The organism is Bacillus sp. PK6-025 (assembly GCF_056530265.1).
In genome coordinates, this window is sequence record NZ_CP096509.1 from 1,842,998 (window position 1) to 1,864,599 (window position 21,602).

Genomic DNA, 21,602 nt, shown 5'->3' on the forward strand with positions numbered 1-21,602 from the left:
CAACTCTAAAACGCGTTGTTCATATAAATGATTTTAAATGACACCGATTCATTCTTTACATAGCACTTTGCCATTGATATGTTCAATTCATTTCGTTCATAATAGGAGTAACGTAAAAACTATCCGAAGAGAGGAGTTCATATAAGAATGGGACAAGAGAAACATGTCTTTTCCATAGATTGGGCCGGCCGCAAGCTGACGGTAGAAACCGGCCAGCTTGCAAAACAAGCAAACGGAGCTGTCATGGTGCGTTATGGAGACACCGCTGTGCTCAGCACCGCAACGGCTTCAAAAGAACCTAAAACCGTAGATTTCTTCCCGTTAACCGTGAATTATGAAGAAAGACTTTATGCCGTCGGAAAGATTCCGGGCGGGTTTATTAAAAGAGAGGGCAGACCGAGCGAAAAAGCGATTCTCGCCAGCCGGTTAATCGACCGGCCGATTCGTCCGCTGTTCGCAGACGGCTTCCGGAATGAAGTTCAAGTCGTCAGCATCGTCATGAGTGTTGACCAGGATTGTTCGTCGGAAATGGCGGCAATGTTCGGATCGTCTCTTGCGCTGTCCGTATCGGACATCCCGTTTGAAGGGCCGATTGCCGGAGTGACGGTAGGCCGGGTTGACAACGAATTCATTATTAATCCGACACTTGAACAGCTTGAAAAAAGCGACATTCACCTCGTCGTAGCGGGAACGAAAGATGCGATCAACATGGTTGAAGCAGGAGCAGACGAAGTTCCGGAAGAGATCATGCTTGAAGCGATCATGTTCGGTCACGAGGAGATCAAGCGGCTTATTGCGTTCCAGGAGGAAATCGTCGCCGCTGTCGGGAAAGAAAAATCAGAAATCACCCTGTATGAGATCGATTCCGATCTGAAAGAAAAAGTGCGGGGAATGGCCGAATCGAACCTCTTAAAAGCGATCCAGGTTCATGAAAAGCACGCGCGCGAGGACGCGATCAGCGAAGTGAAAAACGAGGTTTTGGCCAAGTTTGAAGAAGAGGAACACGATGAAGACACGCTGAAACAAGTGAAAGACATTTTGTCGCAGCTTGTTAAAAATGAAGTGCGCCGTCTGATCACGGAGGAAAAAGTTCGTCCTGACGGCCGGGCAGTCGATGAGATCCGCCCGCTTTCTTCAGAAGTCGGACTCCTTCCGAGAACACACGGTTCAGGCCTTTTCACACGGGGGCAGACGCAGGCGCTCAGCATTTGTACGCTCGGTGCGCTTGGCGATGTACAAATTTTGGACGGTCTCGGTGTCGAGGAATCAAAACGCTTTATGCACCATTACAACTTCCCGCAGTTCAGCGTCGGGGAAACAGGGCCGATGCGCGGACCGGGACGCCGCGAAATCGGGCACGGAGCCCTCGGGGAACGTGCGCTTGAGCCGATTGTTCCGTCTGAAAAAGACTTCCCGTACACCATCCGCCTCGTCTCTGAAGTGCTTGAATCAAACGGTTCAACTTCCCAGGCGAGCATTTGTGCAAGCACGCTTGCTATGATGGATGCAGGGGTGCCGATTAAAGCTCCGGTGGCCGGAATCGCAATGGGTCTTGTTAAATCAGGTGACAACTACACGGTCCTAACCGATATTCAAGGTATGGAAGACCATCTCGGAGATATGGACTTTAAAGTAGCGGGAACGTCCAAAGGCGTCACAGCTCTGCAAATGGATATTAAAATTGAAGGCCTATCAAGAGAGATTTTGGAAGAGGCTCTTCAGCAGGCGAAAAAAGGCAGAATGGAAATTCTTGAAAGCATGCTGAGCACATTGGCTGAATCAAGAAAAGAGCTTTCTCCTTATGCGCCGAAAATCTTGACGATGTCGATCAATCCGGATAAAATCCGCGACGTCATCGGACCAAGCGGAAAACAAATCAATAAGATCATTGAAGATACAGGTGTTAAAATCGATATTGAACAAGACGGCACAATCTTCATCTCTTCCACCGATGAAAGCATGAACCAAAAAGCGAAGAAAATTATCGAAGACCTTGTCAGAGAAGTTGAGGTCGGACAGCTTTACTTAGGTAAAGTAAAGCGGATTGAAAAATTCGGAGCTTTCGTTGAACTGTTCAGCGGAAAAGACGGTTTGGTCCATATTTCAGAGCTTGCGCTCGAACGGGTAGGAAAAGTCGAAGATGTCGTCAAAATCGGCGACGAGCTCCTTGTTAAGGTTACCGAAATCGATAAACAAGGACGCGTTAACTTATCAAGAAAAGCTGTACTGCGTGAACAGAAGGAAAAAGAAGAACAAAAATCGTAAAAAACGGTGTTTTATCTTGCTTCTGTCTTCGTCTTCAAAGCAAAAGGAAGCCTGGGTAACCCGGCTTCTTTGTTTTAAGCCGTGAAAACGGTCCGGTTCTATCTTGTCCTTTTCTCACATATTTTGTGGGGAAGGGAGGAATACAATTGAAAAGAACGATTGTTCGTGTTTCCGTTTTTTTCTTTCTTTTGCTGATGTCCTATCAGATGATGAACCGTCCGTATTCACAACATTACATAGATGCGATGAAAAAAGATGCGGTCACGGTTGCCGCTCAGAAGGACGAATTGTACCAGGAGCTTTTGCAAAAAGCGCCTGAATATGAAGTAAAGGCCCAGAATGCGAAAATTGATCAAATATGGAAAGCGATTCCCGGCTACAACGGCTTAAAAGTAAACATCGAAAAATCGTACAAAAAAATGAAACGGGCCGGAGCATTTGATGAGAAGCTGCTCGTTTATGATCAAGTGAAACCTGATGTTCATTTAGAATCCTTAAAGCCTGAGCCGATCTACCGCGGACACCCGGATAAACCGATGGTATCGTTTATTATCAATGTCGCTTGGGGTAATGAATATTTGCAGGAGATGCTTCCCGTTTTAGAAAAGCATCGTGTCAAAGCCACCTTTTTTTTGGAGGGCAGATGGGTGAAACATCACCCCGAGCTCGCAAAAGCCATCCAAAACGGTGGACATGAAATCGGAAACCATTCATACAATCATCCGGATATGAGCAAACTGACGAGAGAACGTATTTCAGAACAGCTGCGGATGACAAATGAACAAATAGAGGAAACGCTCGGCGTCAAGCCGAAATGGTTCGCCCCGCCGAGCGGCAGCTTCCGCAAAGAGGTTGTGGATCAGGCTCACAAGATGGGGATGGGAACGATCATGTGGACAGTTGATACGATCGATTGGCAGAAACCGCAGCCGGCCGTCTTACAGCAACGGGTATTAAGCAAAGTACATAACGGCGCCATGATATTAATGCATCCGACAGATCCAACTGCAAAAAGTCTTGCCGTTTTGATACAGAACCTTCATGAAAAAGGCTATCAAATCGGAACTGTTTCACAGCTGATGAATGAAAAAAGGCTTGTTGAAGAATAGGATGTGCGGCCCGTTCTTTGAATAGGAGGAACAAATTTGATTAAACGGTATACTTGTCAAAATGGGGTAAGAATCGTATTCGAAAACAATCCCACTGTCCGGTCTGTGGCCATCGGAGTTTGGATTGGAACCGGATCAAGACATGAAACACCTGAAATTAACGGTATTTCGCACTTTCTTGAGCACATGTTTTTCAAAGGGACTAAAACGCGCACTGCAAGGGACATCGCAGAGTCTTTCGACAGAATCGGCGGACAGGTCAACGCGTTTACCTCAAAGGAATATACGTGCTATTACGCCAAAGTTCTCGATGAGCATGCAAGCTATGCTCTGGAAGTGCTTTCTGACATGTTCTTTCATTCATCATTTGACGAGGAAGAATTGAAAAAAGAAAAAAACGTCGTCTATGAAGAGATTAAAATGTATGAGGACACGCCTGACGACATCGTCCACGATCTCTTGAGCAAAGCGTCATTCGGCAGCCATTCCCTCGGTTATCCGATCCTCGGCACAGAGGAGACGCTTGCTGAATTTGACGGAGATTCGCTCAGAAAATATATGGACGAATATTACACGCCTGACCGCGTCGTCATTTCGATAGCCGGAAATGTGCCGGAAGCTTTTATAAAAGAAGCTGAAAAGCACTTTGGCTCATATGAAGCCAAAGGCAAAAGAACCGGCATGACAAAACCGGATTTTCATCATGAGAAAATGACGCGCAAAAAAGAAACCGAACAGGCTCACCTCTGTCTCGGCTTTAACGGGCTGGAAGCAGGTCACCCGGAAATCTACGATTTGATCGTTCTCAATAATATTTTGGGAGGGAGCATGAGCAGCCGCCTCTTTCAGGATGTCCGGGAAGATAAAGGTCTTGCATATTCCGTGTTCAGCTACCACACTTCCTATGAAGACAGCGGCATGATGACGATCTACGCCGGAACCGGCGCAAATCAGCTTCAGCTTCTGTCAGAAACGATTCATGAAACACTGCGTGTGCTGAAAAGCGAAGGAATTACACCGAAAGAGCTTGAAAACAGCAAAGAGCAAATGAAAGGCAGCCTGATGCTCAGTCTCGAAAGCACAAACAGCAAAATGAGCCGCAACGGCAAAAATGAGCTTTTGCTCGGCAAACACCGGACGCTTGATGAAATCATCGAAAAGTTGAATGCCGTCAGCCTTGAGCGTGTGAACAATCTTGCCAACCGGATTTTCACCGATGATTACTCGTCTGCATTGATCAGCCCGTCGGGTGAGCTGCCGAAATAATACCTCGTTAAAACATGCTTGTCTTTTTAGGCAGGCATGTTTTTTGTTATCGGTTCATACATCATAACAAAAGGGGGTTTTTTCATGAGGCTGAGTGAGCTTTCGGGAAAAGAAATCGTCGATGTTAAGCGGGCTGAACGGCTTGGCGTACTGGGGCAGACGGATCTTGAGATCAATGAGCAGGACGGACAGATTACCGCTCTTATTATCCCTTCTGTAAAATGGTTTGGACTTGGCAGAAAACAGGGGAATGACATCAAGGTGCCCTGGTCGCAAATTCAAAAAATCGGATCGGATATGATCATTTTGGATGTGCCGGAAAGCAGCGTGACAAAAGAAGAATAAGCAAGCCTAGAACACCCGCCCGTCCCTTGGGGCGGGCTTTTTGTTTTTCTGGATTTCAATTCACCGCTATTTCCTTTTTGTCATATGATGAAATTAGCTTATGAATTAGATCCTTGTCAAAAAAGAAGGTGAATGTTAGAGCCATGTTAACCGGATTAACGATTGCAATCATCGGCGGCGATGCAAGGCAGCTCGAGATCATCCGCAAGCTGACGGAACAGGATGCAAAGGTCTTTTTAATCGGTTTTGACCAGCTTGATCACGGGTTTACCGGAGCTACAAAACTAAAGCTGAACGAACTCGACTTTGGCACAATAGACAGCATTATTCTGCCTGTATCAGGCACATCGATGGAAGGAACGGTTGCGACTGTTTTTTCCAATGAAAAAGTGGTGTTAAAACAGGAACATTTAGAAAAAACTCCGCCTCACTGTGCGATTTATTCAGGGATTTCAAACCAGTATTTAGACGGCATGGCCAAAGGGGCAAACCGCCGTCTTGTCAAGCTCTTTGAAAGAGACGATATTGCGATTTACAACTCGATACCTACAGTCGAAGGTGCCATTATGATGGCCATACAGCATACAGACTTTACGATTCACGGCTCGAATGTGATGGTTCTCGGGCTCGGGCGGACGGGAATGAGCATCAGCCGGTCGTTCTCGGCGCTCGGAGCACGCGTAAAAGTCGGAGCGCGCGACTCCGCCCACCTCGCCAGAATCTTGGAGATGGGCCTCACTCCTTTCCACACAAACGAACTTGCAGAGCATGTTGAAAATATCGACATTTGCATCAATACCATTCCAAGCCTGATTCTCGATAAACACGTCCTCTCACGAATGACACCCAGAACATTAATTCTCGATTTAGCAACCCGTCCCGGAGGCACCGATTTTGATTTTGCTGAAAAGCAAGGCATTAAAGCGCTGCTTGCTCCGGGACTCCCCGGGATCGTCGCGCCTAAAACGGCGGGACAGATTATTGCCAATGTTTTGTGCAACCTTTTGTCTGAATTAACAACCGACCGAAAGGGGCTGTCATAATGTCGATCAAAGGAAAAAGAATCGGATTTGGTCTGACGGGTTCACATTGCACGTATGATGCTGTATTTCCGCAAATCGAAGCGCTGATCAACAATGGAGCTGAAGTGAGACCGGTCGTCACACATACTGTCAAGTCGACGGACACACGCTTTGGAGAAGGAGAAGAATGGGTCAGGAGAATAGAGGAACTAACTGGATTTAAAGTCATTGATTCCATTCCGAAAGCGGAGCCTCTCGGACCGAAAACTCCGCTGGACTGCATGGTTGTTGCGCCACTGACGGGAAATTCGATGAGCAAGCTCGCAAACGCCCAGACGGACAGTCCGGTTCTCATGGCGGCCAAGGCGACGATGAGAAACTCCCGTCCCGTCGTCCTCGGTATTTCAACGAATGATGCGCTCGGCTTGAACGGCGTCAACTTGATGAGGCTGATGGCGGCAAAAAACGTTTACTTTATTCCGTTCGGCCAGGATGATCCTTATAAAAAGCCGAATTCGCTTGTCGCCAAAATGGATCTTTTAGTGCCGGCGGTCGAAGAAGCGCTCTCCCATAAACAAATGCAGCCTATCCTGGTCCACAGTGATCAATAAATCTTTTGAAAATAAAGTTGTAACAAAAAATATCAATCACCACGGCACACATCTATGTTAAAATAAAATGTAAAATGCATAGTCAACCAATCGTTTACGACGATTAAGGTGGAAGGAGTTTTACAATTGGGCAGAGGATTACATGTAGCAGTAGTTGGTGCGACAGGCGCTGTAGGACAGCAAATGTTAAAAACACTAGAAGACAGGAATTTTGAACTGGATAAACTGACTTTATTATCCTCAAAACGTTCAGCAGGTACGAAGCAGACTTTCAAAGGCAAAGAGTACACTGTAGAAGAAGCTCGTCCAGAGAGCTTTGAAGGCGTCAACATCGCGCTTTTCAGCGCTGGGGGAAGCGTTTCGCAGGCGCTTGCTCACGAGGCTGTCAAACGCGGGGCGATCGTTATTGATAATACGAGCGCGTTCCGAATGGACCAAAACACTCCGCTCGTCGTACCTGAGGTCAATGAGGCAGATTTGCACAAGCACAACGGCATTATTGCAAATCCGAACTGTTCAACAATCCAGATGGTTGTTGCGCTCGAACCGATCCGCAAGGCTTTCGGTTTAAACAAAATCATCGTGTCGACTTATCAGGCGGTGTCGGGAGCCGGAAATGAAGCGGTAAAAGAGCTCTACGGGCAAACCGAAGCCATTTTGAACGACAAACCGTTCGAGCCTGAGATCATGCCGGTGAAGAGTGATGAAAAACACTACCAAATCGCATTTAACGCTATTCCTCAAATCGATAAATTCCAGGAAAACGGCTTTACGTTTGAGGAAATGAAAATGATAAATGAAACGAAAAAAATCATGCACATGCCTGAGCTTCAAGTTTCAGCCACATGTGTCAGACTGCCGGTTGCAACAGGGCATTCAGAATCCGTCTACATCGAAACAGACCGTGATGATGTGACAGCAGAAGATATTAAAAATCTGTTAAAAGAAGCTCCAGGCGTCGTTCTGCAGGATGATCCGGCTGAACAGGTCTATCCGATGCCTGCAGATGCAGTAGGAAAAAGAGACGTGTTTGTCGGCCGGGTGAGAAAAGACCTTGACCGCCCGAACGGTTTCCATCTGTGGATCGTTTCCGACAACCTGCTGAAAGGCGCAGCATGGAATTCCGTACAAATCGCAGAAAGCCTAAAAGCTTTAAATTTAGTTTAAGATTTCTAACGGGATGTGAGAAGAGAGTGAGGCAAAAATGAAAGCCTGCTCTCTTCTGTTACGTCCGAAATCAACTTGGAGTGAAATAAAGTGAAAATCATCGTTCAAAAATTCGGCGGAACGTCTGTAAAAGATGACCGCGGCAGAAAGCTTGCCTTAAGCCATATTCAGGAAGCGGTCAATGAAGGATACAAAGCGGTTGTCGTCGTATCGGCCATGGGCCGGAAAGGCGATCCGTATGCGACTGATTCATTGCTTGATCTGCTTTACGGCGGACAGGATACGATTACCGAGCGCGAGCAGGATATGCTTTTATCATGCGGAGAAACGATTTCCTCTGTTGTGTTCGCCAGCATGCTTTTGGAAAACGGGATTAAAGCAGCTGCTTTAACCGGTGCGCAAGCGGGCTTTTTAACGGACAACAACCATACGAATGCAAAGATTCTCGAAATGAAGCCGGAGCGGCTTGTCAGCATGCTGGCCGACCATGATGCGGTTGTCGTCGCAGGCTTCCAAGGCGCGACTGCAAAAGGGGACATTACAACGATCGGCCGCGGCGGAAGCGATACATCGGCCGCTGCGCTCGGCGCGGCGCTGGACGCGGAATTTATCGATATTTATACAGATGTCGAAGGCGTCATGACCGCTGATCCGCGCATCGTTGAAAAAGCGAAGCCGCTGCCTGTGATTACCTATACGGAAATCTGTAATTTAGCCTATCAGGGGGCCAAGGTGATCCACCCGAGAGCCGTTGAAATCGCAATGCAGGCGAAAGTGCCGATCCGCGTGCGTTCAACCTATTCAAACGAGACGGGCACGCTCGTCACAAGCCATCACAACTCAAAAGCCGGAAGCGACGTTTTTGAGCGTCTTATCACTGGCATCGCCCATGTGAAAGACGTGACACAGTTTAAAGTCCCGGCAAAAGAAGGACAATATAACGTACAGACTGAAGTGTTTAAAGCGATGGCGAATGCCGGCATCAGCGTCGATTTCTTCAATATTACACCAAGTGAAATTGTCTACACGGTGGCTGGAAACATGACCGACCGCGCCTCTGGCATCCTGAAAGAATTGGGCTATGAACCGGCCGTGACAAGAAATTGCGCGAAAGTGTCAGCAGTTGGCGCGGGAATTATGGGCGTTCCGGGCGTTACCTCAAAAATCGTTACCGCTTTATCAGAAAAAGGCATTCCGATCTTGCAGTCTGCTGACAGCCATACGACGATATGGGTGCTCGTGCACGAGAAAAATATGGCGACGGCCGTGAATGCGTTGCATGAAGTGTTTGAACTGTCAAAATAAATATGATTGAATCATGATGAGGTGAAAAAAATGAATTTCGGAAATATCGCAACCGCAATGGTTACGCCCTTTGACAAAAATGAAAATATCGATTTTCAAAAACTGTCAAAGCTGATCGATTATTTAATAAACAATGGGACGGATTCCCTGGTGGTTGCCGGAACAACCGGAGAATCGCCGACGCTTTCCGAAGAAGAAAAGGTAGCGCTCATTCAATATTCCGTCAAGGAAGCGGCAGGCCGCGTCCCGATCATCGCCGGCACGGGAAGCAACAACACGAAAGCGTCGATCAAGCTGACGAAAAAAGCTGAAGAAGCCGGCGCTGACGCCGTCATGCTCGTCACTCCGTACTACAACAAGCCTTCTCAGGAAGGCATGTACCGCCATTTCAGAGCGATTGCGGAGGAAACGTCACTGCCTGTCATGCTTTATAATGTACCGGGAAGAACGGCTGCTTCGCTCGCACCGGAAACGACGATCCGCCTTGCGGAGATCCCGAATATCATTGCGATTAAAGAAGCGAGCGGCGACTTAGATGCGATTACAAAAATCGTAGCTGAAACCCCTGAGGACTTTGCCGTTTATTCAGGAGATGACAGCCTGACACTGCCGGCCTTGTCCGTAGGAGCGAGAGGAATCGTTTCCGTTGCATCACATATCATCGGACCGGAAATGCAGGAAATGATCAAACATTATACAGAGGGGAACACGGCTCAAGCTGCTTTGATCCACCAAAAGCTGCTTCCGCTGATGAAAGGGCTTTTTGCCGCACCGAATCCGTCTCCATTAAAGACGGCTCTTCAGCTGAAGGGTCTTGATGTCGGGTCCGTCCGGCTCCCTTTGATTCCGCTAAATGAAGATGAACGACTCCGTTTAAGCAGCCTGATGAACGGCCTGTAAAAAACAATACGGACGAAAACGGTCATTCTCTTTTGGAGGGGATGACCGTTTGTCATATACATAATGGTTCTTGTTTTCTAAATTTAGATTCAGGTATAATAGGGACAAGTGATGATGGACGGGTACTTAGATTAGGAGGATTACAATTTGAAAAAAAATACAGAAAATATTAGAATTATCGCCTTAGGAGGCGTCGGAGAGATCGGAAAAAACCTTTATGTCATTGAAATTGATTCTGACATATTCGTGGTTGACGCCGGTCTCATGCATCCAGAAAATGAAATGCTGGGTATCGATGTGGTCATTCCTGACATTTCATATTTAATTGAACGATCTGACCGCGTAAAGGCGATTTTTCTCACACACGGGCATGAGGAAAACATCGGCGGCGTATTTTACTGCCTGAACAAACTTTCTGTGCCTGTTTACGGAACGAAGCTGACGCTCGCCCTTTTAAAGGAAACGCTGAAGCAGTACGGTGTAAACAAAAAGCCCGATTTAAGAGAAATTCATTCAAAATCCGTTATTACATTTGAATCGACAAAGGTGTCATTCTTTAAAACAAATCACAGCATTCCGGATTCCGTCGGTGTCAGCTTTAAAACATCCCTCGGGTCCATCGTGTGCACTGGCGATTTTAAATTTGACCAGACACCTGTTTTAAACCAGACAAGCGACATCGGCGAAATTGCCAAAATCGGCAACAGCGGTGTGCTGTGCCTGCTTTCCGACAGTGCCAATGCTGAGAAACCGGGCTATACGCCTTCAGAAGCAGTCGTCGGCGGAGAGATATCCGATGTAATGTACAATGCCGAAAACCGCGTCATTATTGCCGTGTTCGCGTCTAACTTTAACCGGATTCAGCAGGTCATTGATGCCGCGCTCCAAAACGGCAGGAAGCTTGCGGTTTCAGGAAAAAATATTTCGACGATACTCCAGCTGGCGATGAAGCTCGGGTATGTCACGGCAGATGAAGATCTGTTCATCCCTGTCCAAGAAGTTAAAAAGTATCCGAAAAGAGAAGTCGCGATTTTGACAGGGGACAACCATGGAGAGCCGCTCGCCGCATTGACCAGGATCGCAAAACAAGGGCATAAGCAGCTCGACATTGAGAAAGGGGATACCGTCCTGATCGCATCCTCCCCTATTCCGGGTCAGGAGCTTGTCTACTCCAAAGCGGTCGACCTCTTAACAAGAGCGGGCGCGCAGGTCGTTTTCGCCCAAAAACGCGTCCATGTATCAGGCCATGGCTGTCAGGAAGAACTGAAGCTGATGCTCAACCTGCTGAAGCCGAAGTATTTAATCCCCGTAAACGGTGAATACAGAATGCAAAAAGCGCATTCCAAGCTTGCCGAAGAAATCGGTATGAAACGGAGCGACATTTTCCTGATTGAAAAAGGAGACGTCGTGGAATTCCGCGGACAAAACGTGAAAATCGGCGATAAAGTGCATTCAGGCAATATTTTGATCGATGGACTCGGTGTCGGCGACATCGGCAATATCGTGCTCAGAGACCGCCGTCTTCTGTCCCAGGACGGAATCTTAATCGTTGTGATTACCCTTGATAAAAAGAAAAAACATCTTGTATCAGGACCCGAAATTATCACGAGAGGTTTTGTCTATGTCAGAGAATCTGAACAGCTGATCGTTGAAGCGACGGAACTTGTCAGGGAACTCGTCAACGAAAGCACAGAAAACGCCGTCGTCGAATGGTCCGCCTTAAAACAGGCGATGCGTGACGCACTAAACCAGTTCCTATACGAAAAAACGAAACGAAAACCAATGATCATTCCAATCATCATGGAAGTATAAAACCAAGAGATTTCTCTTGGTTTTTTTTCATGCCTTTTGCGTTGAATGAAAAAAACGCCATTGTCCATAATACAAAAGAAACTCGAGAAAGAGGTGAGCCAGATGGACTCAAACCGGATACAAAACGGGGACAGCCAGGGGGAGCAGCCGGCTAAGCCGGACGCAAAAGACAGTCTCGTCAACAAAATCCAGCAGCTCGGCGAAACGACACTCCCGCAAATGGGTCAGGATACCAACATTCACTGTCTGACCATTATCGGGCAAATTGAAGGTCACGTACAGCTTCCTCCCCAAAATAAAACAACAAAATATGAACACGTGATTCCCCAGATCGTTGCAGTAGAGCAGAATCCTAAAATCGAAGGGCTGCTCATCATCTTAAACACGGTCGGAGGAGACGTTGAAGCGGGTCTTGCGATTGCGGAAATGCTGGCGTCTCTGTCAAAGCCGACGGTCTCTATCGTGCTGGGCGGCGGACATTCAATCGGAGTTCCAATTGCGGTGTCCTGCGACCACAGCTATATCGCTGAAACAGCGACGATGACGATCCATCCGGTCAGACTGACAGGGCTTGTCATCGGTGTGCCGCAGACATTTGAGTATCTCGATAAAATGCAGGAAAGGGTCATCAATTTCGTGACAAGTCATTCGAACATATCGGAAGACAAATTTAAAGAACTGATGTTTTCAAAAGGCAATTTGACCCGCGATATCGGGACGAATGTCGTAGGAAACGATGCCGTGAAATACGGATTAATCGATGAAACCGGCGGAGTCGGACAGGCGATTCAAAAGCTGAATGAATTAATCGAACAAAACAAAGGCGCCCAGGAAGGGATGATCCAATGATTCTGTATACGACAATGCCGCAGGAAATCGTGTTCGCAGGGCAGGCGGAAAACTCGAACTTAAAACAGATCGATGTCAACGGCGTGCCCCTTTTAGTCGAAATGAACGGAGAGGAAGCAAGAGTCGTCCAAGTTCTCAGCACGAACCCGATGGATTTTTTAAAACAAGAAACAGCACCTGGGCAGACGCTTAAACTGACATTTTATAAATAGCTGAAGTGTCGCAAGGATAAATATGCTATAATAGGGGAATCCAGAGGAAAATCGCAGCCGAAAAAAGGCTGCTTTCTCTTTGTTTTTACATTTTTTAACACGCAGTAAGGTGATGGAACATGGCAAAAAGAAAACGAAAATCAACAAAGAAACAAAAACAAGGAAAAAAACGGATTCATCTTAAATTTGAATTGTACGGATTAATCTGTATCGCCATCTCGATTATTGCGGTTTTGCAGCTTGGCGTAGCAGGGCAAACGTTCATTTACATGTTCCGCTTTTTCGCCGGTGAATGGTTCATCCTTTGCTTTCTCGGCCTTTTTTTAACGGGTGTGTCTTTATTTTGGAAGAAGAAAACACCCAGTTTTTTAACAAGGAGAAAAGCGGGCCTTTACTGCATCATCGCAAGCATGCTGCTTCTTTCCCATGTCCAGCTGTTTCAGCATTTGACCGAAAGGGGAATCGTTCAGTCTCCGAGCGTAATCCAAAATACGTGGGAGCTGTTTCTGATGGATGTAAAAGGCGAGACAGGATCACCTGATCTTGGAGGCGGAATGATTGGAGCCGTTTTATTTGCGGCGTCATACTTTCTGTTTGCATCTGCAGGGTCTAAAATCATCGCCGTCTTCCTGATCTTGATCGGCCTTCTTTTGATTACGGACCGTTCGCTGCAGGAGACGCTGATCAAATGGATGACCCCGGTCGCGTCCTTCATTAAAAACCAGTGGCAGGCCTTTTTAGCAGACATTAAACAATTGAAAAGCAGTTCGCCCAAAAAGAAATCAGGAAAAAAACAAAAGGCGCAGAGAAAACCGAAAGTGTCTGAAGAGCCTGTACAAGAAGCGGAGCTTGATCCAGATCCGGTGATTCAGTCAGAACCGATTATTTCAAGCTTTTCCGACCGTGATGAAAAACCCGAAGTTCAAGCGTACGAAGCTCAGGCGCCTGCCCCTGCCGAGCATTCTCCTGAGCCTGAAGCCGGTGAGGACATGCAGGCTACAGGCGCGCCCGAGATCACGTTCACAGAGCTTGAAAACAAGGATTATCAGCTTCCGTCGATTCAATTGCTGGATGAGCCGAAGCACACAGGGCAGCAGGCGGATAAAAAGAATATTTACGACAATGCCAGGAAGCTGGAAAAGACGTTTCAAAGCTTTGGAGTTAAGGCGAAAGTCACCCAGGTTCATCTCGGCCCGGCCGTAACGAAATATGAAGTCTATCCTGATGTGGGCGTCAAAGTCAGCAAAATTGTCAATTTAAGTGATGACTTGGCTCTTGCGCTCGCGGCCAAAGATATCCGCATCGAAGCCCCGATTCCCGGAAAATCGGCGATTGGAATCGAAGTCCCGAATGCGGAAGTCGCGATGGTTTCCTTGAAAGAAGTGCTCGAATCGAAACTGAATGACCGGCCGGATGCAAAGCTGATGATCGGACTCGGCCGGAACATTTCCGGAGAAGCTGTATTGGCAGAGCTGAACAAAATGCCCCATCTTCTTGTTGCAGGAGCGACAGGAAGCGGGAAAAGCGTCTGTGTCAACGGGATTATTACAAGCATTTTGATGAGGGCAAAGCCCCACGAAGTGAAGATGATGATGATCGACCCGAAAATGGTCGAGCTCAACGTCTACAACGGGATTCCGCATTTGCTCGCGCCCGTCGTGACAGATCCGAAAAAAGCATCGCAGGCTTTGAAGAAAGTCGTCAACGAAATGGAGCGGCGCTACGAATTGTTTTCTCACACGGGAACGAGAAATATCGAAGGGTATAACGACTATATTAAACGGATGAATGCCGCAGAAGAAGCAAAGCAGCCGGAGCTGCCATACATCATTGTGATCGTGGACGAGCTTGCCGACCTGATGATGGTCGCTTCCTCTGATGTGGAAGACTCGATCACAAGGCTTTCGCAAATGGCAAGGGCGGCGGGAATCCATCTGATCATCGCGACGCAGCGGCCTTCGGTCGATGTCATTACAGGGGTTATTAAAGCCAATATTCCGTCAAGGATCGCTTTCAGCGTATCGTCGCAGACCGACTCCAGAACGATTCTTGATATGGGAGGCGCTGAAAAACTTCTCGGCAGAGGGGACATGCTGTTCCTGCCTGTCGGCGCCAACAAACCGCTCCGCGTCCAAGGGGCCTTCCTGTCAGATGAAGAAGTTGAAAAAGTTGTCGATCACGTCATCACCCAGCAAAAAGCCCAATACCAAGAAGAAATGATTCCAGAAGAGACGCAGGAAACGGTCAGCGAAGTGACAGACGATCTTTACGACGAAGCGGTTGCGCTTGTCGTCAGCATGCAGACGGCGTCCGTGTCCATGCTGCAAAGGAGATTCCGCATCGGCTACACAAGAGCGGCGCGGCTTATCGATGCCATGGAAGAGCGGGGAATCGTCGGCCCTTATGAAGGTTCAAAGCCCCGTGAAGTCCTCTTGTCAAAAGAGCAATATGAAGAACTCTCTTCTTAAGAAGAGAGTTCTTGTTTTACATAATTTCATTATGTAAACTGGAAAACGTCTATTTATTTATTTGACAAAACATGATATAGTTATCCTCAATTAAAGGTAATTTGAATCTGATCTGTCAGACGGAGGGAAAACATGTCGATAAAAGCTGACAATCAACGGTTATGTTTAAAAGTGATTGATCGGATAAAAGATGATATTCAAAATGGGGTCTTTTGCGAGAATGAACGGCTCCCGTCTGAGTTTGAGCTGTCAAAGATGCTTGGTGTGAGCAGAACGGCTTTGCGTGAAGCGCTTAGAATGCTGGAAGAAGAAAACGTCATCATCAGAAGGCACGGGGTCGGATGCTTTGTAAATGCCAGGCCGTTATTTCTATCTGGTATTGAGCAGCTGAACAGCGTCACAAAAATGATCGAGCAGGCAAGCATGACGCCGGGAACCATTTTTATGTCTTCACAGGTTACCGCTCCTACCGAAGAAGATATGCTCCGGTTTCAATATGCGGAAGAAACCGAGATCTTTTTGCTTGAGCGGGTGAGAACGGCAAATGGAATGCCTGTTGTCTACTGTCTTGATAAAATACCTGTGGATATCCTCCCGGAAGGCTTTTCTCACGAGCAGGAATCGATGTTTGAATGGCTTGAGGACAAATCCGGCGCCGTGATCAGCTATGCTGTTGCCGATATTGTGCCGATCGGGTATCACGACACCATTTCTCAAATTCTCGAATGCGATCCTGAAACATCTTTGCTGCTGCTCAAACAGACTCATTATGACCAAAACGATAAGCCCGTTTTATATTCTTTAAACTATTTTCGGGCCGATAAATTCAGATTTCACGTCGTCAGAAAACGTTTTTGATATACGGGCGCTCGATTAGGAGCGGCTGTTTTTTTTTGCCCATTAGCGCCCATACATAAATAAGCCCGCATCACGGAACAATAACAGATGGAAATACTGATGAATTGGGTGAAAAAAAGTTGAGCAGAAAAAAAGACATGAAAAGCATTGTTGCGCTGTCTTCGGTCCCGCTTGTGATGACGCTAGGCAATTCGATGCTGATTCCGGTTTTGCCGATGATCGAAAAAAAATTAAACATTTCTTCGTTCCAAGTGTCGCTGATCATCACGGTTTACTCTATCGTGGCGATTTTATGCATCCCGATTACCGGCTATATGTCAGACCGGTTCGGAAGAAAAAAGATCATGCTCCCATGTCTTGTAATCGCGGGAGCTGGAGGAGCTTTGGCAGGTTTGGCTTCAACTTTTTTCGAAGATCCGTTTGCGATGATTTTAGCCGGGCGCGTCCTTCAAGGTATCGGATCAGCCGGCGCAGCCCCGATCGTCATGCCGTTTATCGGCGATCTTTTTCAAAAAGATGAAGAAATCAGCGCGGGACTCGGAGATATAGAGACGGCCAATACTGCCGGTAAAGTATTAAGCCCGATATTAGGGGCTTTTTTAGCATCTTGGGTTTGGTACATGCCATTTTGGTTTATTCCGGTCGTGTCTCTTGCCAGCTTTTTTCTCGTCTTGTTCTTTGTTCCCAAACCGAAGGACAAAGATGATGAAAAGCAAACATTAAAAAATTTCGCAAAAAACGTACAGGAGATATTTAAACGGGAAGGACGATGGCTTGTTTCCATTTTTGTCATCGGCGGGATCATTATGTTTCTTTTATTCGGAGTTCTCTTCTACCTGTCGGATACATTGGAGAAGCAGCATCAAATTGACGGGATTGCAAAAGGAGCGCTTCTCAGCATTCCGCTGCTTTTCCTTTCCGTCAGCTCCTACCTTGCCGGAAAGCTGATCGGAAACGACAAAATCAGAATGAAGGCCTGCGTACTGACCGGCATGGTCCTGCTGTCTCTGTCGTTTGCCGGTTTGTGGTGGAACCACAGCTTTTACCCGCTGTTTTTATTTATGTCCATCGGCGGCATCGGGATCGGAATTGCACTCCCTTCTTTGGATGCGCTGATTACCGAGGGAATTGAAAAAGAAGAACGCGGCACGATATCTTCGTTTTACAACAGTATGCGGTTTATCGGGGTTGCGCTCGGACCGCCGGTTTTCGCCTATATGATGACAAATGCGGATTGGCTGATATTCATCGTATCGCTTTTGTGCGGTTTAGCCGCCTTAGCGCTTGTGCTGTTTAATATCGACCCGAAAGAAGACGAAAGTGAAGCGGCAAAGACGGTGTAAATCTGCACCGTCTTTTTCATAAGGTTTTTAGTTTCCTTAAATCTCCTCCAGTTGATATAATTACAACCATACAGTCCAAGCGCATATGCTGAAATGTGGTCATAATACATAATATAAACAAGGACGAAGGAGGTTCTATATGACATACCTTAACGAAATAAAAAGAAAGCACCGCGGATTGACAAGCCACATCGTCAAAACGGAAAAATTTAAAACCGTCTCGATTATTTTTAAAATGCTTGCTCCTTTAACAAAGGAAGATGTGACAGAGAGGGCGCTTTTTCCGCATGTGCTTTTGCGGGGAACGGGCACCCGCCCCAAAACTTCAGAACTCAGAATGTATCTTGATGAACTTTACGGCACTTCCGTATCATGCGATCTCTCCAAAAAAGGGGAAATGCATGTTATTACATTCAGGCTCGATATCGCAAACGAAAAATTTTTAAAGGATCAGACACCGCTTCTGGAAAAAGGGCTCGAGCTTTTGTCAGAGATCATTTTTTCGCCGGCGCTTGAAGACGGAGCTTTTCTGCCGCTGTACGTGTCTCAGGAAAAACGCACACTAAAGCAAAGAATACAGGCGGTATATAACGACAAAATGCGCTATTCAAATTTGAGGCTGATTCAGGTGATGTGCAAAGATGAGCCATACGCGCTTCACGTCAATGGAGAGCTTGATGATGTGGACGGCATCACGCCTCAAAGCCTGTATGAAGCTTATCAAAAAGCGGTCACAGAAGACCAGCTCGACATTTACGTCGTTGGGGATGTGGATGAACAGCAGGTGGATTCGTACATTTCCAAATACTTCGAAGTAAACGAGCGGGAGCTGAGACCCGTTCCCAAGCTTGAGCAAATCCGCGCAAAGGAGCCTCAGGAAGTCGTCGAGGATGCGGATGTCAAGCAAGGCAAGCTGAACATGGGATTTCGGACGGGAACGCATTTTACGGATGATGATTATCCGGCGCTTCAGCTGTTTAACGGTTTGTTTGGCGGATTTTCACATTCAAAGCTGTTTATTAATGTCAGGGAAAAGGCCAGCCTTGCCTATTATGCAGCTTCCAGAATCGAAAGCTTTAAAGGGCTGATGATGGTGATGTCGGGGATTGAAGTCGGCAATTATCAAAAAGCCGTTGACATCATCAAGGAGCAGTTCCAGGAAATGAAAAAAGGCAGCTTTACAGAAGAAGCGATCGACCAGACGAAAGCGGTCATTAAAAACCAGATTCTTGAAACGCTTGATACACCGTACGGCTTAGTCGAATTTATTTATCAGCAGGCTGCCGCCCAAACCGAATTTTCTCTTGAAGACTGGCTTGGACGAATCGACAACGTCAGAAAAGCCGAGATTATCGAAGTCGGGAAGAAAATCGATTTGGATACAACGTACTTTCTCAAAGGGACGGAGGGAGCATCTTGACGAAAACGATCGAATTTAAACAGCTGAAGGAATCATTATATTACGAAAAAATGCCTGGCGGCCTCGATGTCTATGTTCTTCCGAAAGAAGGATTTAACAAGACATATGCGGTCTTTACAACAAAATACGGATCGATTGACAATCAATTTGTCCCGCTCGGAAAAGAAGAAATGGTCCGTGTGCCTGACGGAATCGCACACTTTTTGGAGCATAAGCTCTTCGAAAAAGAAGACGGCGATGTTTTTCAGCAATTCAGCAGGCAGGGAGCTTCGGCAAATGCGTTTACCTCCTTTACCAGAACGGCCTACCTGTTTTCGAGCACGTCCAACGTGGAAGAAAACTTGGAAACGCTCGTCGATTTTGTGCAGGACCCTTACTTTACGGAAAAAACGGTTGAGAAGGAAAAAGGCATCATCGGACAGGAAATCAACATGTATGACGACAACCCAGACTGGCGTCTGTTTTTCGGCTTGATCGAAAACATGTACCAGGAGCATCCTGTCCGGATTGATATCGCAGGCACGATCGAAAGCATCTCGCATATTACAAAAGACCTTTTGTACGAATGCTATGAGACGTTCTATCACCCGAGCAATATGCTGCTGTTTGTCGTTGGTCCGGTCGATCCCGAAGCGATCATCCGCCAGGTCCGCGAAAATCAGCAGAAAAAGCCGTATACAGACCAGCCTGAAATCGTTCGCAAAGAAGTTAAAGAGCCTGGAGCCGTATTCAAAAAAGAACAGGAAATTAAAATGAATGTTCAAAGCTCAAAATGTCTCGTCGGTTTAAAAAGCGCTCATCCGATGAATACGGGAGAAGCCCTGCTGAAGCATGAGCTGACCATCAACCTCATTCTCGAGTGCCTGTTCGGCAAAAGCTCCAGCGATTATGAAAGAATTTATGAAAAAGGATATATCGATGAGACATTCAGCTATGACTATACTGAAGAACACGGATTTGGTTTCGTCTCTGTCGGCGGCGATACGCCTGAGCCCGACAAGCTTGCCGAGGAGCTGAAACAAGTGCTGTTCAAGGCGAAAGAAACGATCACAGCCGAAAAGCTGGAGCTGGCTAGAAAGAAAAAAATCGGCAATTTCTTAAAATCGATGAATTCGCCTGAGTATATCGCCAACCAGTTTACACGGTACGCTTTTCTGGAGACGAGTCTGTTTGATATCGTCACTGTACTCGAATCGATTACGCTTGAGGACGTTCACCGCGTCATTCAGGAAGAAATCGAAGAAGACAGAATCACCGTCTGCAAAGTCGTTCCTAAATCATAAAGCAAGGTCTGAAAGTTCAGCGTGTCAGGAGATTTTCCGATGCACGCTGAACCTTTCTTCTTTTGAACGGAAAGGTGGAAACATAGTATGACAAAACTCGCTCTTATCACCGGTGCAAGCGGCGGAATCGGGCAAAGCATCAGCGAAAAGCTGGCGCAAAACGGGTATGATCTTCTCCTCCATTACCATACAAATGAGCAGGCAGCCGCAGCACTTGCAGAAAGGCTGTCACATACATACGGCATTCACGCCGAAATCATTCACGGCGACCTATCCGACCCCGGCGGCGCAAAAGCCGTTTCCGCTTCCATCGGCGGGCGGGCGCTTGACGGCATCGTCTTAAACAGCGGTCAAAGCTTTCGCGGGCTTGTGACAGACATGACTGATGAGGCTGTGCAGGACATGGTGCAGCTCCATGTCTCAAGCCCGTTTCTGTTGACGAGGAATCTGCTGCCGGCGATGATCAGGAAAAAATCCGGCGCAATTGTAGCTGTCAGCTCCATTTGGGGTGAAACAGGGGCGTCGTGCGAAGTTTTATACAGCATGACAAAAGGCGCGCAAAATGTGTTTGTCAAAGCCCTCGCAAAAGAGCTTGCGCCAAGCGGCATCAGAGTCAACGCCGTTTCTCCGGGCGCTGTGAAAACAAGGATGATGGGCTCGTTTTCAAAAGAGGAAGAAGAGATGATCGCCGATGAGATTCCGATGGGAAGGCTCGCCGAAGCCGAAGAGGTTGCGGACGCCGTGCTGTTTCTGCTCTCGGCTAAGGCATCTTATATCACGGGTCAAATTTTGTCAGTTAATGGCGGCTGGCATTGTTAAAAACATGTATAGTTTGCGGTCCCCCAGAGAATAATAAGGCTGTAACTTCAAGAGAATGGAGGGGCCTGATATGTCCGTACTGGATAATTGGGATCAGTGGAAAAACTTTTTGGGCGACCGTTTGAACTATGCCCAAGAAAGAGGAATGTCAAACGAAACCATCTCAGATCTCGCATATGAGATCGGCGATTATTTGGCCGGTGAGGTTGATTCAAAAAACCATCAAGAACGAGTGCTCGCGGACCTTTGGAGCGTGGCTTCCGAAGAAGAGCAGCGCGCCATTGCGAATGTGATGGTTAAGCTTGTTGAAAACAACGGCTCGCATTAAGGAGAGAGTGTGTTCACTCTCTCTTTTTTATAGGCGCGGCTTTGTCAGCGGCACCGCTTTTGTTGTTTGCTTTCCGCCCCGATAGGGTAAACATCATCCAGGCGCCGTTACAGCGGGTTTTTCCCGATTATGGGAAACGGACGTTTTTCTTATTTAATCACAACATTCTGCTTTCTAATTGAGACAAAATGCTTTATGATAAAGGAAGGTAAATTTTTGC

At 47.0% G+C, this 21,602-nt stretch carries 19 protein-coding genes; all 19 read left to right on the forward strand.

From position 1 onward, the window contains the following. The first annotated feature begins 147 nt into the window (after positions 1-147). The 19 genes from pnp to M1D67_RS09640 all read left to right on the forward strand — a co-directional run bounded on the left by pnp (position 148) and on the right by M1D67_RS09640 (position 21,382). On the forward strand, positions 148-2,265 hold the full coding sequence (gene pnp / locus M1D67_RS09550; RefSeq protein WP_020451436.1) for a polyribonucleotide nucleotidyltransferase: 2,118 nt from the start codon (positions 148-150) through the stop codon (positions 2,263-2,265). Positions 2,266-2,411: 146 nt separating this feature from the next. Next, positions 2,412-3,374: a polysaccharide deacetylase family protein gene (locus M1D67_RS09555; protein WP_075213248.1), complete on the forward strand. Its 963-nt coding sequence runs from the start codon at positions 2,412-2,414 to the stop codon at positions 3,372-3,374. A 36-nt stretch (positions 3,375-3,410) separates the two neighbouring features. Further along, entirely contained in the window at positions 3,411-4,640 is a 1,230-nt protein-coding gene (locus tag M1D67_RS09560) for a M16 family metallopeptidase (protein ID WP_020451438.1), read from the forward strand. A gap of 84 nt (positions 4,641-4,724) precedes the next feature. After that, the gene (locus M1D67_RS09565) at positions 4,725-4,985 is read left to right on the forward strand and encodes a YlmC/YmxH family sporulation protein (protein ID WP_003181887.1); all 261 of its coding nucleotides are present in this window, start codon (positions 4,725-4,727) and stop codon (positions 4,983-4,985) included. A gap of 143 nt (positions 4,986-5,128) precedes the next feature. Next, positions 5,129-6,028 carry a dipicolinic acid synthetase subunit A gene (gene dpaA / locus M1D67_RS09570; protein WP_020451439.1) on the forward strand — a complete coding sequence of 300 codons (900 nt, stop codon included), beginning with the start codon at positions 5,129-5,131 and terminating at the stop codon, positions 6,026-6,028. Next, positions 6,025-6,618: a dipicolinate synthase subunit B gene (dpaB, locus tag M1D67_RS09575; protein WP_025811418.1), complete on the forward strand. Its 594-nt coding sequence runs from the start codon at positions 6,025-6,027 to the stop codon at positions 6,616-6,618. The genes dpaA and dpaB overlap by 4 nt, the downstream gene beginning before the upstream one ends. Before the next feature lie 126 nt (positions 6,619-6,744). Beyond that, positions 6,745-7,785 carry an aspartate-semialdehyde dehydrogenase gene (asd, locus tag M1D67_RS09580; protein WP_020451441.1) on the forward strand — a complete coding sequence of 347 codons (1,041 nt, stop codon included), beginning with the start codon at positions 6,745-6,747 and terminating at the stop codon, positions 7,783-7,785. A 90-nt stretch (positions 7,786-7,875) separates the two neighbouring features. Then, entirely contained in the window at positions 7,876-9,090 is a 1,215-nt protein-coding gene (gene dapG, locus M1D67_RS09585; RefSeq protein WP_020451442.1) for an aspartate kinase, read from the forward strand. Positions 9,091-9,120: 30 nt separating this feature from the next. Continuing rightward, positions 9,121-9,990, forward strand: coding sequence for a 4-hydroxy-tetrahydrodipicolinate synthase (dapA, locus tag M1D67_RS09590; RefSeq protein WP_020451443.1), 870 nt, complete (start codon positions 9,121-9,123; stop codon positions 9,988-9,990). Between the two features lie 147 nt (positions 9,991-10,137). After that, a complete protein-coding gene (gene rnjB, locus M1D67_RS09595; RefSeq protein WP_020451444.1) occupies positions 10,138-11,802 on the forward strand; it encodes a ribonuclease J2 in 1,665 nt (554 codons plus the stop codon). 102 nt (positions 11,803-11,904) lie between these two features. Continuing rightward, positions 11,905-12,651, forward strand: coding sequence for a ClpP family protease (locus M1D67_RS09600; RefSeq protein WP_020451445.1), 747 nt, complete (start codon positions 11,905-11,907; stop codon positions 12,649-12,651). After that, positions 12,648-12,863: a YlzJ-like family protein gene (locus M1D67_RS09605; protein ID WP_003181904.1), complete on the forward strand. Its 216-nt coding sequence runs from the start codon at positions 12,648-12,650 to the stop codon at positions 12,861-12,863. Before M1D67_RS09600 ends, M1D67_RS09605 begins: the two co-directional genes overlap by 4 nt. A 119-nt stretch (positions 12,864-12,982) precedes the next feature. After that, a complete protein-coding gene (locus M1D67_RS09610) occupies positions 12,983-15,331 on the forward strand; it encodes a DNA translocase FtsK (protein WP_023857194.1) in 2,349 nt (782 codons plus the stop codon). A 132-nt stretch (positions 15,332-15,463) separates the two neighbouring features. Then, a complete protein-coding gene (locus M1D67_RS09615) occupies positions 15,464-16,189 on the forward strand; it encodes a GntR family transcriptional regulator (protein WP_020451447.1) in 726 nt (241 codons plus the stop codon). Between the two features lie 137 nt (positions 16,190-16,326). Further along, positions 16,327-17,532, forward strand: coding sequence for a bacillibactin exporter BcbE (bcbE, locus tag M1D67_RS09620; protein ID WP_031305147.1), 1,206 nt, complete (start codon positions 16,327-16,329; stop codon positions 17,530-17,532). Positions 17,533-17,671: 139 nt separating this feature from the next. After that, positions 17,672-18,952 (forward strand): EF-P 5-aminopentanol modification-associated protein YfmF, encoded by a 1,281-nt coding sequence (gene yfmF / locus M1D67_RS09625; RefSeq protein WP_020451449.1) that lies wholly within the window; start codon positions 17,672-17,674, stop codon positions 18,950-18,952. Further along, on the forward strand, positions 18,949-20,235 hold the full coding sequence (yfmH, locus tag M1D67_RS09630) for an EF-P 5-aminopentanol modification-associated protein YfmH (RefSeq protein ID WP_101560847.1): 1,287 nt from the start codon (positions 18,949-18,951) through the stop codon (positions 20,233-20,235). Before yfmF ends, yfmH begins: the two co-directional genes overlap by 4 nt. Before the next feature lie 87 nt (positions 20,236-20,322). Next, entirely contained in the window at positions 20,323-21,054 is a 732-nt protein-coding gene (gene ymfI, locus M1D67_RS09635; RefSeq protein WP_020451451.1) for an elongation factor P 5-aminopentanone reductase, read from the forward strand. Between the two features lie 70 nt (positions 21,055-21,124). Beyond that, complete coding sequence (locus tag M1D67_RS09640; RefSeq protein ID WP_020451452.1) at positions 21,125-21,382, forward strand: DUF3243 domain-containing protein; 258 nt, start codon at positions 21,125-21,127, stop codon at positions 21,380-21,382. Positions 21,383-21,602 lie beyond the last annotated feature (220 nt).